Raw genomic sequence first — 15,744 nt, forward strand, 5'->3', positions numbered from 1 at the left:
TCAAAGAGCGATGGTTTTATTGTTTGACCATTGCAAACTAATTCACATGGATATTTCAATAAGTCATAACGGTAGAGAACTCAAACAAAATTGTTTAGGTTGTCTGATAATATTAGACTTTATACTATTTACTTTTCTCTTTCTTATATACTAACTATATGTTCGATACACAAATTCAGAGAGTTACTTTAGTCATCTTAATCTTTCAAACTCTTGTATTATTTGCACAATTATTGTTTGTATTCTCAAGACCAAATGATAGATCAAGATTGCGCTTCTTATTACTTATTCTCGCCTACATTATTTACAATCTATTTGCCGGACTGTTTCCTTCAGAAGAATTTAGTATAAGCATTATGTCACAATACATTTTGACCTTTATTTCCTGTACAGCTCTCGCGCTTTACTTCATTCGTTACATCGAAACAGAATTTAATATTCGTCCTTTAAAACATTCTTTCTTTAAAGCAAAACGATTGGGCTTTACACTTTCCGGAGCTTTTGTTATTCTTTTTATATTCCCATATTCAGTATCTGGGAATTTAGACAGGGCTAGATCTTTATTTTTGATTATTCCTTTTTTTATTGGACTAGCATTCCTGGTGAAGGTTACCAAAACCCTTATCAAGTTCAAATTTAAAGATTTAGAAGAAAACTCTAAACTCTATAGATATAGAGTTATTTCTAGCTACTTCGGACTATTTACCCTTGCTTGTTTGCCTACAATTCTTCTCTTTGCAAATTACCAATGGCTGAAAGTTTCTGTTCTTAATTCTGGATTTGTTGTGATGATGATTACCTATATCATCAACCTTATTTCGCAAGCTCAAAAAGAAGCCATCATTTTATCTCAAATTTCAAAAAAGAACCAACCTATTCATGAGGATATGTTGATAGCGGATGATCTCATTAAAGACATTGTAGAAAAACTTCGGGAATTTGAAGATAATCAGCAATACCTGAAGGGAAAAATCACAATTGGTATATTGGCTAAAAGATTTGGTACAAATTCAAGATATCTCTCTAAAATAGTTAATACTTATAAAGGAAAGTCTTTTACTCAATATATTAATGATTTAAGAATCAATTACGTAAAAGATCGATTAAAAGAGGATGAAAAATTTAGAAACTATACCTTGAAAGCTATTGCTTTAGAAATTGGATACACAAGAGCAGAAGGATTTGCAAGAGCATTTTATAAAAGTGAACAAATCAAGCCCTCCCAATACATAAAAAACATAAGGGACAACCAATAAGATTGCCCCTATTTACACCAAAGAAAAGCCTTAACCAACATTTCTGTCTTAAATAAATATGCTCTTAAAAATTAAAAGATTATTCTGATCATAAACACGATGATCCCAAACCCATTTTTTTGCTCTTTCACCAAGTTCTATTCTATTTTTTGGATTGTCTATTAATGCTACCAGCTTTTCTTCCCATTCTGGCAACTTCCACGCAAGTACTCCATTTTCTCCATCATTGATTTCATCATCAAATGATGAATGAGCAAGTGCAATAACAGGAATCCCTAAAGCAGCAGCTTCCAAAAACTTTATCGTATTAGAATAGGTGTAATAATGCAATGAACGCATCGGTATCAATAAGATATCTAAATGCAAATTTTTCAATGTTTGATAGTAGTTTAGAAAACTAACAGATTTATGAAAGGTTATCTCTACCCCTTTTAAAGACTCATTACCACTTTGGTTTTTACCGTCCCATCCGAAAATAATAAGCTCTACTTTATCCTTATATTTTTCCTTAATCTTTTTGAACAAAGGAAGAAAGTATCTAAAGTCCTTTGCTGCTTTTAGTGTTCCGATCATCCCAACTCGTACGATCTCTTCTTGAGGTTTAGGGATCGAAGTAATACCCTCAAATCCAATACTGGAGATCAATGATGGCAACAAAAAAACCGCTACTTCTCTTTCTGTTTCCACATACATATTCAACCATTTTCTATACAGTTCACAAAGCATTTTTAATGGCGTAGTGATCATATCCATTTCAACTATATTGCCTAATAATTGTTCTGTATTAAACTTACTATATATTCCGTGATCTGCATGTGATTTAGGGATTTTGTGTATCTGTCTGACAATATCCATAACTAAATATACTTTAGGATTTAATATCCTGATCGCCTGAAACAAATACCTATAGTTTTCTATAAGCATTGGAAAAATGATATAATCAGCCCATCGTATTTCTTCCTCTTCAATAGTATCTGTTCCGATAGTGAATTTTTTTGAAAAATCCCATTTGGTAATCGAAGTTACCCTTGTTTCAAACCCTTTTACCTTTCCCAATTCCAAGTATGGAAGAATCATTCGATAATATCCGTCTGAATTCAAGAGTGGTGAGACATACAATAGCCGTACCGTATCGGGAGAAGATTTTTTACCCTCCAAACCTTCTTTTATTTCTGTTTTTTTTAATAAGTCTATAACTTTTTTCATTTCATTTTTTTGTTTTTTATTACAACCGTTTTTAATCATTAGAGTTCTAAAGGTTCTCCTTCAAAATATTTTTCTATCAGCCTATCAGTAGTTCGGTCATAGATCAATATAAAATTGGCCTTATCCCCGTATTCCCGGACTTTTTTATGTAACCCTGTCAACCCTTTTTGAGGGTCAAGAAATCTTGAGTATCCACTCTTCCAATCAAATGAATAAAATGTACTGGATTGATCATCCTCTGAAGGGTCTACAGCTTCTTTATCTTTGAAATACACCACCATTTTATATCTGGAATGTTCTTTAGGGTTCCACCGCTTTCTTTTTTTTCTAGTTTTCATTGTGTAAAGTGTTTAATTAAAACACCTAATGGAATGTCTTGAATATGGGTAAGACCTTTATATCCCTTCACCCAAACCTTATCGGAACTTGCAACAATACAAATCTGTAATTGCTCAACTTCTATATGGTGATTGTCAGACAACTCACTCATAAAATTTTCGATTCCTCGTACCACTTTAGCTTCGAGATTAAACAACCCCGATGGTTCTGAATTTGTAAATAGGGTAATGAGTTCCTTCACAGAAATCTTTTTAACTGGTCTTCCCTGATTATAAACAGCCACATTGATAGTCAACCAATCCTTGAAAATACGTACTACTAATTCTTCTTGTACCAGGTCAGTTTCTTTAGATAGTTTTGAAAAATAACGGAGGATGTTTTTGGTTACTTTTGACTCATATCCAAATACATCAACATTCAAATTCTGAACAGCATTTTTTAATTTTTCAGCCAATCCTGAGCGTGTCTTTTTTATCTTTTGTTTCATTTTTTTACTCTTATTATGTTAATATTCCTTTAATTCCGGGTTTAAAACAGCAGCATAAAATTTGCTTAACAACTCAGGTATCCCCAATTTACCAATGCGTTGTTCACACTCCCTGAAAACCGTCAAACGCGGTCGTGCCTGTGCTGTATCTTTCTTTTCGTTATTCCTGAATTTTCTGACTTGTTCACCTAAAACCTTTTTTAGTTTTAAGCCCTTTTTGTGGCGTTTATCTGCCTCATACCAAGGCTTCGTTCCTGCAAAACCTCCTTTGGATTTCGGATTAAAATATTCATAAGGAAGTTTGATAAAACGATGATCCGGATCTCGATCAACATAGTCCCGGGCGATATAAATTCGGGTTTTATATACTTGGTGAACATAATCCATTTTCTCATCTGAAACAGGTTCATACCATTGATACAAAAGGGTCAGAGCCAGATTACTTTGACGCTTATTAAGCCATACATCCTTGTACAGAACTTCTTTTGCCAATCCCCATAACTCATGGACATATTTCGATAGGAAAGCGTGGCGGGATGCATCACAAAAGGGAGCAGTTCCCTTCCTGTTTGCTCCAATGCTGACCTTTTCCGCGCTGGTTTGCCTACCCTGCGCAGTTTTTTCATCAAGCCCGGTTTTTCCCCGCCAAGCATCTTTCCTTCGTGCTTTTTCTTCAAAAAGGTCTTTCCTTCGTGTTTTTTCTGTCTCTTTTTTAGCTTTTTTTTCAGTTCTATCATCAACCGTGAGCGGGAGCGAACTCCTTTCTTCTGGTTTTTTAGCTCTTTTATGAGTTGTTTTTTGAGTCGAGCTCAAGCCTTCATCCAAACTCACTTCCCAACTCTCTTGAAGTTTTTCAACAGCTATTATTCTATTATTTCTTTTATTAGTCTTTTTATTAGTGTATGAATGAGGACATTTTGTCAATTTATCATTTTTAATAACCTGATTTTCAATGCTTAAATTTTCAACATCCTTTTCTCTATTTTGTATCTTATCAACACTCCCAACCCCTTTTATCCACAGAATTTTTGGGTTTATAAACAGCTCATAACTGGAATGAGAACCATGCCATATCTTTTTAGTTAATATACCACAGTCTAACAGACGATCTATATGCCTTTGGATAGTTCTGCCACTAGCTTGAGTAATCTTTGCTAATTGTATATTATTAGTCCGTAAAGAAGGTAAATTACACGGGTCTATAGGCGATACCTTATTTGATTTCACCAAAGAAACACCATAAATTTTAATGACTTCTTTTGCTGTAGCAATCATAGATTGCCTGACCTTTTTACCTATCGCTTCCTGATCATTATTAAATCGGAAGACAAACCTGTCCAATGCCTGGAATGAAATGGAATAGTTAATAATCATAATCTTAGTGATACATCCTATTGAAAAAACAGAAAATAAATCCCTCATCCCTACCTATACCTCAAACAATTACTGCTGTTTTATCTGTTTAAAAATTAATCCGCTTATTGCTTATTTGTAAACACCAGTTTTATATGATGTATATGGGTAGTGGTTGGTCGTTTCCTTCGTTTAAAAACAGTATGAATCTTACCAAGCACCTCGGCTCTTTTAGATTCTTCAAGTTTTAATACTTTCATCTTTTTCCAAACTTTAAATTTTGTGAATTCCCTTATTAATCTTTTTACTCTTAAGCAAGTCCAATTCTAATTGAATGACTTTATTTCCTCTATCTCTTAAGGATTTTCGTTTGGCTATTGCCTTTTCATTTAAACATATAACACATTCTATCAGCTTGTCTTGATTGTAGGTTCTTAGCTTTTCTCCTTTTAAAAATCGCCATACCGTTGGCTTAGCCAGACCTGATTGATCCATTAGCAATTTTATAGGCTCCCTGTAATAATGATAAAGTAAATCTACCTGAGCTTTAAAGTCTTTTTTTGTGTACATTTTCAAATATTTTTTTTAATGATTAATAAATTTTTAAGGTATTTAATAGTTACATATCAGTTATTATTTGTATGTTTGTCTCAGATAACATAAAAAGTAAGCTTTGCTAACTAATAAATAAACATAAAACACCTGATTGAAAACAAATTTAGATATTATTTAGTTATAATATAACTATTCGGTATCTTGTTCGATTGCTTAACAACACTAAACATCTGTTATACAGGGGTTATAATTTATTTTTTAATATAAATTTAACATGAGCGAGTTTGATACTATAGACATACAAGTGCTAAAACTGATCGATTACCTTATTAAAATACACGAGAAAACAGGCACAAATCAGGAATTCAAAACGGATTATACGTTTGGATACAGATTCTACCGTAATAACAAGTATGTCGTTCAGGAGATGAGGAAAAGCAGAGAAAAAGGATCAAAACCAAAACACGCACCACAACTTCTAATGATTAATATCGCCAGACATTTCAATGTAGACTTTAATTATTTTTACAATCTCAACATGGAAGCTAAAGATGCCCTACTAACCAATAATCCAAACTTGGCGCAATCCCAAGAAAGCTCACAGAACTTTGAACAACTCAATAAAGAAATAAGTCGATACAAAGAAGAAAATGACGACCTTCTTAAAAAAGTATTTCAACTTAATCAGGAATTAACAGATTGTCACAAAATGGCTTTTGAAGCTCAGAAAGGACAGACTCAGGCTCTTAAAGAACTATTAGCCTTAAAGAGCAACACATAACAATAAACATATAGACCAAATAGCAATCTACCTTAGCTCAACAAAGTAAAAGAACCGTAAAATATGGAACTGACTATAAACTTATATTTATTAAAAGCGTCACGTTAACATTACGTGATAGTTTATTTGTATATTAGCAGACAAAATAACAAAAGCAAAAAAAATGAAATCACATCAAGAAGATTTTACAGCTCATAGCCAAGCCTTAAATGAATTAATTTTCGAGAGCAAAGCTATGGTAGGAGTAAACAGAATGACTCTGCACACTTGGCACTTAAAAGGGATATTGGATGATAAAAGAGACCCTAAAAGCGCAAACAGATACAATTATTACAGTGCTTTAGATGTAATTCTTATTGGCATCCTAAATCAAATGAAAACTTTACGATTCTCTCACGCTGAGACAAAAGCCTGTAAAGAAGCTATACTTGCTCCAATCTTAACCAAGGACGGAAAACAATACCCTGCTCTTGAGTACTATTCTTTTTTGGTACTACTTTACAACCAACCCATATACATCGTCATTACCTATAACAAAGCAATGGAAAGTGTTTGGATACTTGATGAAAAAGATTATTTCTCGAAGCTAAAATCCGGGGAAATCGAAAACCACACTACACTATGCTTACACAAGGCTATAAAGACCAATCTTGAGCCTGTATACAACATACCTGATTTTTGCAAACTAGCTGGTTTAACAGACGATGAATTAAAGGTCATTGAAATCATAAGAATGAAAGAATACAAAACAATTCGAGTTTTGAAAAAAAACGGTGAGATGGATTGTGTAGAAGGTACAGAAAGAATAGAAGATGCAGAGAGAATAGAAAAAATGCTTAGGGATGGGGATTACCAAAACATAGAAGTAAAACAAAACAATGATAAAGTTACTGTTGCCCACAGGCTGGTGAGAACTGACTTTAAAAAATAATTATTAACGCAAGATGACCGCTACAAGTCATGCATCACTTATTAACTACTGTTTTTACCGACGCTACAATCGGATCTACAGCAATTAAGTATTAAAATGATCAAAGATGAGAAAAATGAACTGTTTATTGAACTAACTGAATTATCAAAAATTATCAAAGCCAGAGACTCAAGATCTGTAGTTAAATGGTGTAATAACTATAACCTCCCAATCATTCCAATTGGAAAGAACAGAGTAACCTATAGGTTTCTAGCTGAAACAGCCTTAGAGAATCGATTGCTTAAAGCTCTTAAAAAACAACACCCGTCCAATTGGAAAGAGTTGTATAATTATTATAAAGATAATGATCACTATAGCTACCTAATGGCAATACAAAAAGAAGCACCAAATACAGTTAAAATAGATACCAATGTAAAACCAAGATCAAGATTCGCAAAAGAATTTGCCAAAGACTAATTTAATTATTAACCTAATATAAATCATATGAATAGACGTAAAAAACTACCGCTTCAAAAACACGAAGGCTTATGTATTTACTGCAATGAATGTCAAAAGCATTACTTCTGGACAAAGAAAGTTAAGCGAGAAAAGAACGGAAAGACTACAAAGATTGAACCTCAATGCGGTAAGTCAAACTCCAAATTTTCAAACTGCCAATTCTTTGACAAGCATCGATATAAAGCTAGACTTCACGTACCTGGCTCAAAAGACTCCAAAGTAAGCAAAACCTTTGATGTTACACAATATGCAGATGCCGTAGTGGAAACTATCAAATTCAAGAAAAAGTTTCTACAAGACATCAACACTATAGAAGACAATGACTCTCATAATGAAAAACGCAGTGCCTATTTATTTGATGCGCAACTAGCTTACATTGATTTTTTAGACAACATCGGCGTTCCAGAACACGAAAAAGTACAACGATCAGACAGCCACATTAAAGAACAAATGAAATGTTTAACTCTATTTAATGAAGCATTGTCCAAAAATAAAGTAAATAAGAAAGTAACTCCTGTTCATCGAATAACAAACATACACGTTGGATATTTTCATACCTATCTTTTGAATGACAAAAATTACAAAAACAAAACCTACAATAATAAAATGGTATCGGTAAAAAGTTTCTTTGGATGGGCAATAGAAAATTATAACATTAATCAGAAAAACCCATTTGAGAAAGCAAAACACCGATCTGTTCAAACGGAAAAAAAAACGATAACTGAACAAGAGTTCAAAGAATTAATAAGCCCAAAAAACATGTGTAAGGAAAATGGATGGGTATCCATTAACAATAAAACAGCAAAAAGAAGAAATATATATCGAGACTTTCTTGCCGATGGAATACTGCTATGCCTACATACAGGTGGTCGCAGAGAAGAAGTAGTAGAACTCACTTGGGATATGATTCACGAAATTGACGGTAAAATAGCATTTATTGAACTAAAAAATCTTAAGGTTGAACGAGCATTAGGAGAAGGATTCAATGACAATGTAAACGCTAGTATAGTCCCTGTAACAGCAAGTTTAAGAAATTTATTAGTAAGACTCGGGTATTATGAAAACAAGAATACAAATAATTATCTGCTATGCCCTGACAGATCCAATATATCTACCAGAACCATTATGGATAATTTATCTAAGGGGTTTACTCATTTCTACAAACGTTTAAAAACCGATAGAGAATTACAACTAAAATGCCTTAGAAAAACATATCTCACGCATCTGAATAAAGCCTTAAAAGGAGATGCTAAAAAACTATCCTCTCATACTACCGATGCAGTACTTCAAAAACACTATATAGACGAGAAAGTAATAAGTTCTGCAATAGCTGAGATGACCATTTTCGGAGATTAAAAACAACAAAAACGGTACTTTGTAACGGTACTTTATTCCAAAACTCAATGAACCCACCTTATAAACAGACTTCCTCAAACAAAAATAACCCCTTGAAAATCAAGAGGTTATCCGTTGTAGCGGGAACAGGACTCGAACCTGTGACCTTCGGGTTATGAGCCCGACGAGCTGCCTACTGCTCTATCCCGCGATATTCGCTGCAAAGATACAGCTTTTTTTATGTTATCCCAGTTATTATTGAAACTTTACTTTTCTAATAACACCTACACATCAGTAACTCCCAAAATATCAACTTTTTATCCCTAAAAAAACAGATAACCGTTTTCTGAAGCTACAGAAAACGGTTATGCTACACATTATACATGTGACCTAAATTAGCCTTTAGTTTTACGATTTTTTAAATAATCCCGCGACGAATAATATTACCGAGGCTCCAATAACTCCTGTTAAAAGATCTCCAAGAACCCCATCAAATAAGCGGATTCCCAGTGTATGGAATAACCATCCTCCTACTAATCCACCTACAATCCCGAGAATAATATTGATAAGAAGCCCAAAGCCTCCTCCTTTCATTAGTTTACCTGCTAACCATCCGGCAACAGCTCCAATCAAAATAGAGTATAATAATCCTCCCATAATAGTTTTGATTTTTCAGTTAGTTTCTTAAATATAGAAAAAAATATTCACTTACCTATCAGAGCTTTACATTAAAAAATATTTTTTATTTAACATATCTATTCTAAGACAAGTTCTTTTTTAGTAGGAATTCCTTGTCAATAGTACGCTAACCGACTTCTTGTTTTTATCTCTTGTAATTGAAAATCATTGTATATATTTTAATTATTAAAAATATAGATGAGCATTCAACTAATTTCATTATTTTTGACTTAGTTGAACTTTCATCTATTAAATTTATGGATCATCTAATCCTTCGGGAAATTGGTAAAATATACCGTTCTATCAATACCTTTGTCGATTTTTTATACGAGCCTCTCGATCTAAAAAAAGGGCAATATCAATTCTTAACCCGGATATACGAACATCCTGGTATTAATCAGCAAACATTATCTGCTATCTTACTACTGGACAAAACCACTGTTAGCAAAGCTGTGAGTAAACTCATTCAAAAAGGATATATCAAAAAGCAGACAAACCCAGAGGATAAACGTAATGTACTACTATACCTGACAGACAAAGGAGAAAAGACCTGTTCTTTTCTTATCAGGAATGAACAGTTTATCAGCAATGTCAGTAATCAGGGATTCTCTGAAGAGGAGTATCAACATCTGTTATCTCAATTAAAAAAAATGAACAATAACGTACTTCCTTTATTTCAGGAGGCTAAGAAAAGAGATCGGGAGCAGCTTCTAAAACGCATTGACCATTCAGATTTGATGCGATCCTCACAAAAAACAACTGTGGCAATCATTGATATCCATCATCCTTTATACGAATCGGAGCGTAATCTACGTAACAAGGTTCTTTTGCGACCGATTGGTCTTCCGGATCATGCCTGGGAAAAGAAAGATGCTATTTCCTGGCACTTCGTTGCTGTCAAAGCAGACAAAGTAATCGGTTGTTTTGTACTGGTACCTCTAAACACCCAAAAAAACAAAACGCAATTGATACAGATGGCTGTTGATACTGCTTATCAGGGAAAGGGGATAGGAAAATTATTAATCGATACGCTTAAGCAGTTCTGTCGTGAAAATCAAATCGAAGAAGTTTGCTGTCATGCCCGGGAAACAGCTATTGATTTTTATAAAAAATCCGGATTTTCTATCTACGGAACTCCTTTTGAAGAAGTGGGACTCAAACATCGTCACATGAGAATTCGTTTTAATAAGAATGAATGGAATGAATAGCGTAATTGTACACTATCCCTGGAGAAAAAACAAGCAAGGAGGGGAATGTTCCCTTTCTTACTTTTTAATCTTGCGAAGTTCCTTTCCTAATCGTACAACTAGCTGTTCTTTCTCTACTTTGAGTACCTGTACACCTTTTATCACCCCTCCTTCTCTCACTCTTTTTAAAACCCCATCTACCCGCAATAATCCCAAGCGATATTTATGTCCGGAAGATTTCACAAATCCGAGATAGGTAATAGCAGGCCATTGCGTTACTTGCTTTACTTTCGGAATTCCTGTATAAGAAGGTGCTTTCTTTTTCGGAGCCCTCTTTTTTCTGGTTTTTATTTTCCCTAAGAAAGGATCCCTATCTTGTATATCCAAAGAAAATGTATCTTTTATCCGTTCTATTCTTACTGTAGGAGTTACTAGAGCCTCTGACGTAATCACCACTTCTTTTTCCGTAAAGAAAGACCGTAGTAGCTTGGTTCCCACAAGCCCCCAAATGACCAGTAAAACAATTCCTAAAAAGATATTTATACGCTTCTTTTTCACCTGTGTTAGTTTACTTTAAAAACTCCGGAACTATTAAAAGGACCTTCATTCCCTGCCGCATCCAGTCCTTTTACTCTCCAATAATACGTTCCCGTTGTGGTAAACGCTTGTTTATATTCTTCGGAGGCAACTTCTTGAGTAGCGACTATATTCCCAAAATTCTCATCAGAGGCTACCTGCAATGTTGCAGTAATTCCAGATTTTATAACCCCTGTATCATTACTAAAGTTCCATGAAAAGGTAACTTCCTGTCCCGTTGTAAAATTTTGATTATTGGTCGGTTTTATCAAATTAGGTGCCGGAGGTAACTCCGTATCAAGATAAAGGACCCTTCCAAAAAAATCAGAATGGCTCGAATCATTATAAGCACTCACCTGCCATATATATTTCGCATCCCCCGATGTGACATCCGTATCTGTCAGAGTAATAGACGTGTCTAGCACATTGGGATTTTCAAAAGCTACTGTTTCTGCATCTCCTTCTACTTTGACCACTCTAAATTTATAATGAGTAGCCGTTACAATCCCTTCCCAGGAATAATTTATTGCCAGGCTATTTTTATACAATTCATTATCTGGTTTTTTTAGCAATACTGTTTGTTTTGATAAGTCTTCAGAGGATACAATGCTGAATTCTTTTGGGAAAGAATAGGCTGTATGATACGCAAAATTCTCTCCTCTGATACGCCATTGATAGTCACCTGGCGTCATCGCATAATCAAAGACAGTTTCAGACACCAGCGAATCTAGTATGATTCGTTGGGTAGCACCTTCATTAATCTGTATCCGATAGGAATCCGCTCCTTCTATCCCCTTCCATCTAAACTGAACCGTATTTCCTTCTATCTCGATTCCATTTTCGGGAACAATCGTCGTGATTACATCATCCGTAATATCATCTTCGATCACATCATCACAGGCGACAAAGCCCACTCCTGCCAGGATCAATATATAATTAATGTATTTTTTCATAGTTCTGAAATATAATTTGTTCATATAATTTTTTTCTTTGCGTACGAGGATCTTTTACTACATAAAAGTGACAACTAACAACTCTGGAGTATTCAAAATCTTTCTCATAGGCATAAGTTGCTCTGATCAAGCTTTCATAATCTCCTGATAAAACAAGCCGATTGCTATACACCTTAAAGTATGCATCCTGAGCCGTGTGTACCTCTTCTAGTTTTACGAGTTCTATCTGCCCTCCTACCTTGGTAAAGGTGTTAATAATTTCCTGTTGTACAATGTCAGGATTTGCTGCTTGCTTCCCGATGACCTCATCCAGATAAGCTAGTTCTTTGGTCAAACCATTAATTCGCTGTCTGGAATTTGTTGCTTTCTCCAGTTTTTCTCTGGACTCCAGTAATACTGTTCTTGCTTCTCTGGTTATAGCAAAAGACCTCTTATTAGCAGTATATCCCAGCATAATGGTTATTCCCACAAGTATCAACAGCTTTTTTTGATATGATATCTTCTCAAACATTAAACCGGACTTTTAACTTTATTACAAAAACATTTTCCCTACCCGTTCCCTGAAAATCGATGATCTCCAGCTTTTGGATCCACGGTTTTTTCTTTAGCTGTTTTATCCATTCCGAAAACACTGCGTATGAAGCAACACTTCCTTCTATCGAAATCTCATCTTTAGCAAAGTTGATGCGTTGCCCTTGTTTTATTTTATGATTTGGCAAAAACAGTTTTACGTCATTCAGGCGAATTTCCCCCGGAAGGTCTTTGGTTATCGCATTACTATAAAAAGAAACCCCTCTGGTGTTATCCAATCCTGATTCAGTTAATATGGCGGTCTTATTCTTTACGTCTTTCTCCAGAGAAACCAATTTCGAATAGGTTATATTTTGTTCTCCCAGTTTCACCTGTGTCGTATGATACTCTTCCTGATAAAACTGTAATAGCAAATAACTAACCAATAAGCTCAGCAAAAAGAATCCCAGCACAAAAGCTCCGGAAATATTAAACAACTTTCTATAGACAAATAATTTCCTGGCAGCCATAACTGCTTCTGGCTCTTCAGTAAGAAGATGAGGAGATGGGAACAAATGCTGAACCACCTGAGCAACTCCCTGAATAGATGCATTATCAATAAAATCTTCTCCAAAATGGTAACGTACGGTTTCGTCTGATGTCATTTTGGTAATTTGTTGTAACCCTTCTGTATCAAAATGCAATTGATGTTGTAAGTTTTGAATCACCGTTACATTCAGCAGGGGTTTTATCGCAACCAAAACCAACGGTCCGATACTGACATCATGCGTATAAAATCCTTTTTCGGAAATCGCTGTCAGCTCTTCATTAATAAGCTCTTTTCGGGCGATGCTCACATATCTCGAATCTTCTTCGACATACTCAAACCAAAAAAACTGTTCCGGAGCAGCATTGTATATAATCTCAGACTGGTAATTTTTTGAGTTTGCTACCTTTTTTGTGATAATCCCCTGCCCGCTGAAAGAAACCAATATCGGATGGTTTTTAGACAATACTGTCCAGAGCGCCTCCTGCTTATCCAATACAGTCTCGCTAACCAGGCGAATCGCCGTTTTTTTACGGGCAATTTTTAATACCCGATAACTACGCTGCCCGCCTTCCATATGAATATGGAGCGATTGGTAGGTCGTTCCCGTAATTGCTGTATGTACTGCTTCCTTTATCATTAGTATATTACACTAGGCTTAATAAACACATGTAATTTTGACTTATCTCTCAATTTCTTTCTACTGCTAAAAAACCATTTAATTACCGGTATTCTGGATAAAAAGGGAGTGCCGCTTCCTGAGTTTTCTTTCTCTAATTCATCGAGTCCCCCCAATAAGATCATCTCATCATTTTTTACCCGAATCAGGGACTCGAATTTCTGTGTAGATTTCCCTGGAGGGGCTCCTTCTCCTGCTCGTCCTAAAAAGGCACTCTTTTCTACAGAGATTTCCAGAGTTACATGTTCATCTAGAGAAACAAAGGGTTTAATATTCACACTCAGATTTGCTTCTGTTGCTTTCCACTGTCCTGACTGTACAATTTGATTATTCACCGTATTATTAAGAATCTGGTTTCGCTGTTCGAAATAATAACTCGTCTCACCTATAGAGACATTTGCTTCATGACCACTCAGTGTAGCAATTTTAGGTGTTGATTTCAGGTTGATGATTGAATTGTTTTCTAATGCGCTTAAATTCGCATAAAAGTCCTTAGTGACCTTTCCAATATTGATCACTCCTAATCCATTAAAGGCATTAATTAATTTATTGATAGAAGTGGAGTTCAGGGTAACCTCCGTAGTAGGAAAAATAGTCCCTTTAGTAACGACCTTCTTTGTTCCATCTCCCAGAACGCCTTTTAATCCTGTCTGTATATCATACGTTTTCTTATACTGTACGATCATCACCTCTATTTGTACCAGTGGCACTACCTTATCCAGCTTACGAATCACCTGTTGCAACTCTTCTATCACTGGTTTGGAGCCAGAGACTAACAATCCGTTGAGTTCTACGAACTCCAAGACATCTACATCCTGTAACAAGGCTTTGGGCAAGGTACTTAATACGGATTCTATGGTTCGGTTTTCCAGTTGTATCAGTTCTGTGGTTCGCAATCCGGAGGTAGATTCTCTTCCGATAATATAAAACCCATCTGTATTTTTTACGGCGTATTTCTTTCCTTTAAAAATATGTTCCAACAAGCTGTCAAAATCAATCTCTTCGGCAAAAATAGTAGTGGTTACTTCTTGTGGAAGATCATACATCGTATAGCCAACCTTAAGCAATTCAGCGGCTTCTGAAATAACTGCCATCGCACTTGCTTCTGTAGCTTTGATATACAAATATCCATTTTTTTTGAGCTCTAATTGTAAGTCTCCCCGCTCCAATTGCCCCCTGTTTTTGGTACGCACTCTCCTTTTATTCGATGGTTTAGTATTCAATGCTCCTTCCTGATCTTTAGACAGAAAGTAGAACCCATTTTCGTCTTTATCTACCAATAATTGATTGGACTTTGCCATCATATTAACAACCTGATCAAAAGGTCTGTTTACAATATAAGCAGAGACTTTCATGGTTTTGACATCAGGTCCCAGGACAATGTTTTTATCCGACAGTTCTGTAATATAAGCTGCCACTGCAGCTAATGAATCTTTTTTTAGCTTTAGTGATAAAAAGTCATTTTGCTTGTTATAACTAATCTGTAATTTCTTTGGCGGAACAGGTTTTGGTAGTTCCTTTACCTCTTCTTTGGGCTTAAAAAGAATAATCCCATTCATAAACTGAACCTGTAATTCATACTTGCGAATCAGGAACATAAATACTTCCTTGACCTGAACTTCAAAAAAATTACTAACCACTTGTTGGTTGAGTTTAGGATCAACATCTACATTGATTTTATGCTCCTCTGCCAGTGAGGTAATAATCTCAAAGAGTGTCAACCCGGATACATCCAGCTGTGTTACTTCGTTTAAGCCCTTTTTGGTCTGAGCCATTTCGTTTAATTGTGCTTCCACGGTTTTATAATCCGATTGTGCTACCAGTTGTTGTAGCATCAGCAATACCCCAAAAAATATGATTCTTCGTATCATTT

The 15,744-nt window shown here is 35.1% G+C and carries 18 protein-coding genes and 1 tRNA gene; 6 read left to right on the plus strand and 13 right to left on the minus strand.

The window, feature by feature from the left end:
* Positions 1–158: 158 nt before the first annotated feature.
* Positions 159–1,256 carry an AraC family transcriptional regulator gene (locus HN014_RS04415; RefSeq protein ID WP_176027680.1) on the plus strand — a complete coding sequence of 366 codons (1,098 nt, stop codon included), beginning with the start codon at positions 159–161 and terminating at the stop codon, positions 1,254–1,256.
* A 48-nt stretch (positions 1,257–1,304) separates the two neighbouring features.
* Here the strand turns inward: HN014_RS04415 and HN014_RS04420 are convergent, their stop codons facing one another.
* From HN014_RS04420 to HN014_RS04440, 6 genes are all read right to left on the minus strand, one after another.
* The gene (locus tag HN014_RS04420) at positions 1,305–2,462 is read right to left on the minus strand and encodes a glycosyltransferase (protein WP_176027681.1); all 1,158 of its coding nucleotides are present in this window, start codon (positions 2,460–2,462) and stop codon (positions 1,305–1,307) included.
* Between the two features lie 38 nt (positions 2,463–2,500).
* Complete coding sequence (locus HN014_RS04425) at positions 2,501–2,800, minus strand: hypothetical protein (RefSeq protein ID WP_176027682.1); 300 nt, start codon at positions 2,798–2,800, stop codon at positions 2,501–2,503.
* Complete coding sequence (locus HN014_RS04430; RefSeq protein ID WP_176027683.1) at positions 2,797–3,288, minus strand: hypothetical protein; 492 nt, start codon at positions 3,286–3,288, stop codon at positions 2,797–2,799. Before HN014_RS04430 ends, HN014_RS04425 begins: the two co-directional genes overlap by 4 nt.
* An 18-nt stretch (positions 3,289–3,306) precedes the next feature.
* Positions 3,307–4,662: a hypothetical protein gene (locus HN014_RS04435; protein ID WP_176027684.1), complete on the minus strand. Its 1,356-nt coding sequence runs from the start codon at positions 4,660–4,662 to the stop codon at positions 3,307–3,309.
* Positions 4,663–4,766: 104 nt separating this feature from the next.
* Positions 4,767–4,901 carry a hypothetical protein gene (locus HN014_RS22710; protein WP_303246387.1) on the minus strand — a complete coding sequence of 45 codons (135 nt, stop codon included), beginning with the start codon at positions 4,899–4,901 and terminating at the stop codon, positions 4,767–4,769.
* 13 nt (positions 4,902–4,914) lie between these two features.
* Positions 4,915–5,211 carry a hypothetical protein gene (locus HN014_RS04440; RefSeq protein ID WP_176027685.1) on the minus strand — a complete coding sequence of 99 codons (297 nt, stop codon included), beginning with the start codon at positions 5,209–5,211 and terminating at the stop codon, positions 4,915–4,917.
* Positions 5,212–5,470: 259 nt separating this feature from the next.
* Between HN014_RS04440 and HN014_RS04445 the strand changes: the two genes are divergently transcribed.
* The 4 genes from HN014_RS04445 (at position 5,471) to HN014_RS04460 (ending at position 8,762) form a co-directional block, all read left to right on the plus strand.
* On the plus strand, positions 5,471–5,977 hold the full coding sequence (locus tag HN014_RS04445) for a hypothetical protein (protein WP_176027686.1): 507 nt from the start codon (positions 5,471–5,473) through the stop codon (positions 5,975–5,977).
* A 163-nt stretch (positions 5,978–6,140) separates the two neighbouring features.
* Positions 6,141–6,908, plus strand: coding sequence for a hypothetical protein (locus tag HN014_RS04450; RefSeq protein ID WP_176027687.1), 768 nt, complete (start codon positions 6,141–6,143; stop codon positions 6,906–6,908).
* 96 nt (positions 6,909–7,004) lie between these two features.
* Positions 7,005–7,364 carry a hypothetical protein gene (locus tag HN014_RS04455; RefSeq protein WP_176027688.1) on the plus strand — a complete coding sequence of 120 codons (360 nt, stop codon included), beginning with the start codon at positions 7,005–7,007 and terminating at the stop codon, positions 7,362–7,364.
* Between the two features lie 27 nt (positions 7,365–7,391).
* Positions 7,392–8,762, plus strand: a complete 1,371-nt coding sequence (locus HN014_RS04460) for a hypothetical protein (protein WP_176027689.1) — start codon at positions 7,392–7,394, stop codon at positions 8,760–8,762.
* 117 nt (positions 8,763–8,879) lie between these two features.
* On the opposite strand, the gene HN014_RS04465 is transcribed toward HN014_RS04460, so the two are convergent.
* Positions 8,880–8,952: transfer RNA gene (locus HN014_RS04465), tRNA-Met, on the minus strand.
* Between the two features lie 197 nt (positions 8,953–9,149).
* The gene (locus HN014_RS04470) at positions 9,150–9,398 is read right to left on the minus strand and encodes a GlsB/YeaQ/YmgE family stress response membrane protein (RefSeq protein ID WP_176027690.1); all 249 of its coding nucleotides are present in this window, start codon (positions 9,396–9,398) and stop codon (positions 9,150–9,152) included.
* 278 nt (positions 9,399–9,676) lie between these two features.
* On the opposite strand from HN014_RS04470, the gene HN014_RS04475 reads away from it, so the two are divergent.
* Entirely contained in the window at positions 9,677–10,627 is a 951-nt protein-coding gene (locus HN014_RS04475) for a bifunctional helix-turn-helix transcriptional regulator/GNAT family N-acetyltransferase (RefSeq protein ID WP_176027691.1), read from the plus strand.
* Between the two features lie 57 nt (positions 10,628–10,684).
* On the opposite strand, the gene HN014_RS04480 is transcribed toward HN014_RS04475, so the two are convergent.
* Genes HN014_RS04480 through HN014_RS04500 form a run of 5 tightly spaced genes read right to left on the minus strand, consistent with a single transcriptional unit; the run spans position 10,685 to position 15,742 of the window.
* Positions 10,685–11,164, minus strand: a complete 480-nt coding sequence (locus HN014_RS04480; protein ID WP_176027692.1) for a hypothetical protein — start codon at positions 11,162–11,164, stop codon at positions 10,685–10,687.
* A gap of 5 nt (positions 11,165–11,169) precedes the next feature.
* Positions 11,170–12,135: a hypothetical protein gene (locus HN014_RS04485; RefSeq protein WP_176027693.1), complete on the minus strand. Its 966-nt coding sequence runs from the start codon at positions 12,133–12,135 to the stop codon at positions 11,170–11,172.
* Positions 12,119–12,646 carry a hypothetical protein gene (locus HN014_RS04490; RefSeq protein WP_176027694.1) on the minus strand — a complete coding sequence of 176 codons (528 nt, stop codon included), beginning with the start codon at positions 12,644–12,646 and terminating at the stop codon, positions 12,119–12,121. The genes HN014_RS04485 and HN014_RS04490 overlap by 17 nt, the downstream gene beginning before the upstream one ends.
* Positions 12,639–13,832, minus strand: coding sequence for a hypothetical protein (locus tag HN014_RS04495; protein ID WP_176027695.1), 1,194 nt, complete (start codon positions 13,830–13,832; stop codon positions 12,639–12,641). Before HN014_RS04495 ends, HN014_RS04490 begins: the two co-directional genes overlap by 8 nt.
* Positions 13,832–15,742, minus strand: a complete 1,911-nt coding sequence (locus tag HN014_RS04500; protein ID WP_176027696.1) for a type II secretion system protein GspD — start codon at positions 15,740–15,742, stop codon at positions 13,832–13,834. The genes HN014_RS04495 and HN014_RS04500 overlap by 1 nt, the downstream gene beginning before the upstream one ends.
* Positions 15,743–15,744 lie beyond the last annotated feature (2 nt).

The sequence above is a fragment of the Aquimarina sp. TRL1 genome, from assembly GCF_013365535.1.
GTDB lineage: Bacteria > Bacteroidota > Bacteroidia > Flavobacteriales > Flavobacteriaceae > Aquimarina > Aquimarina hainanensis.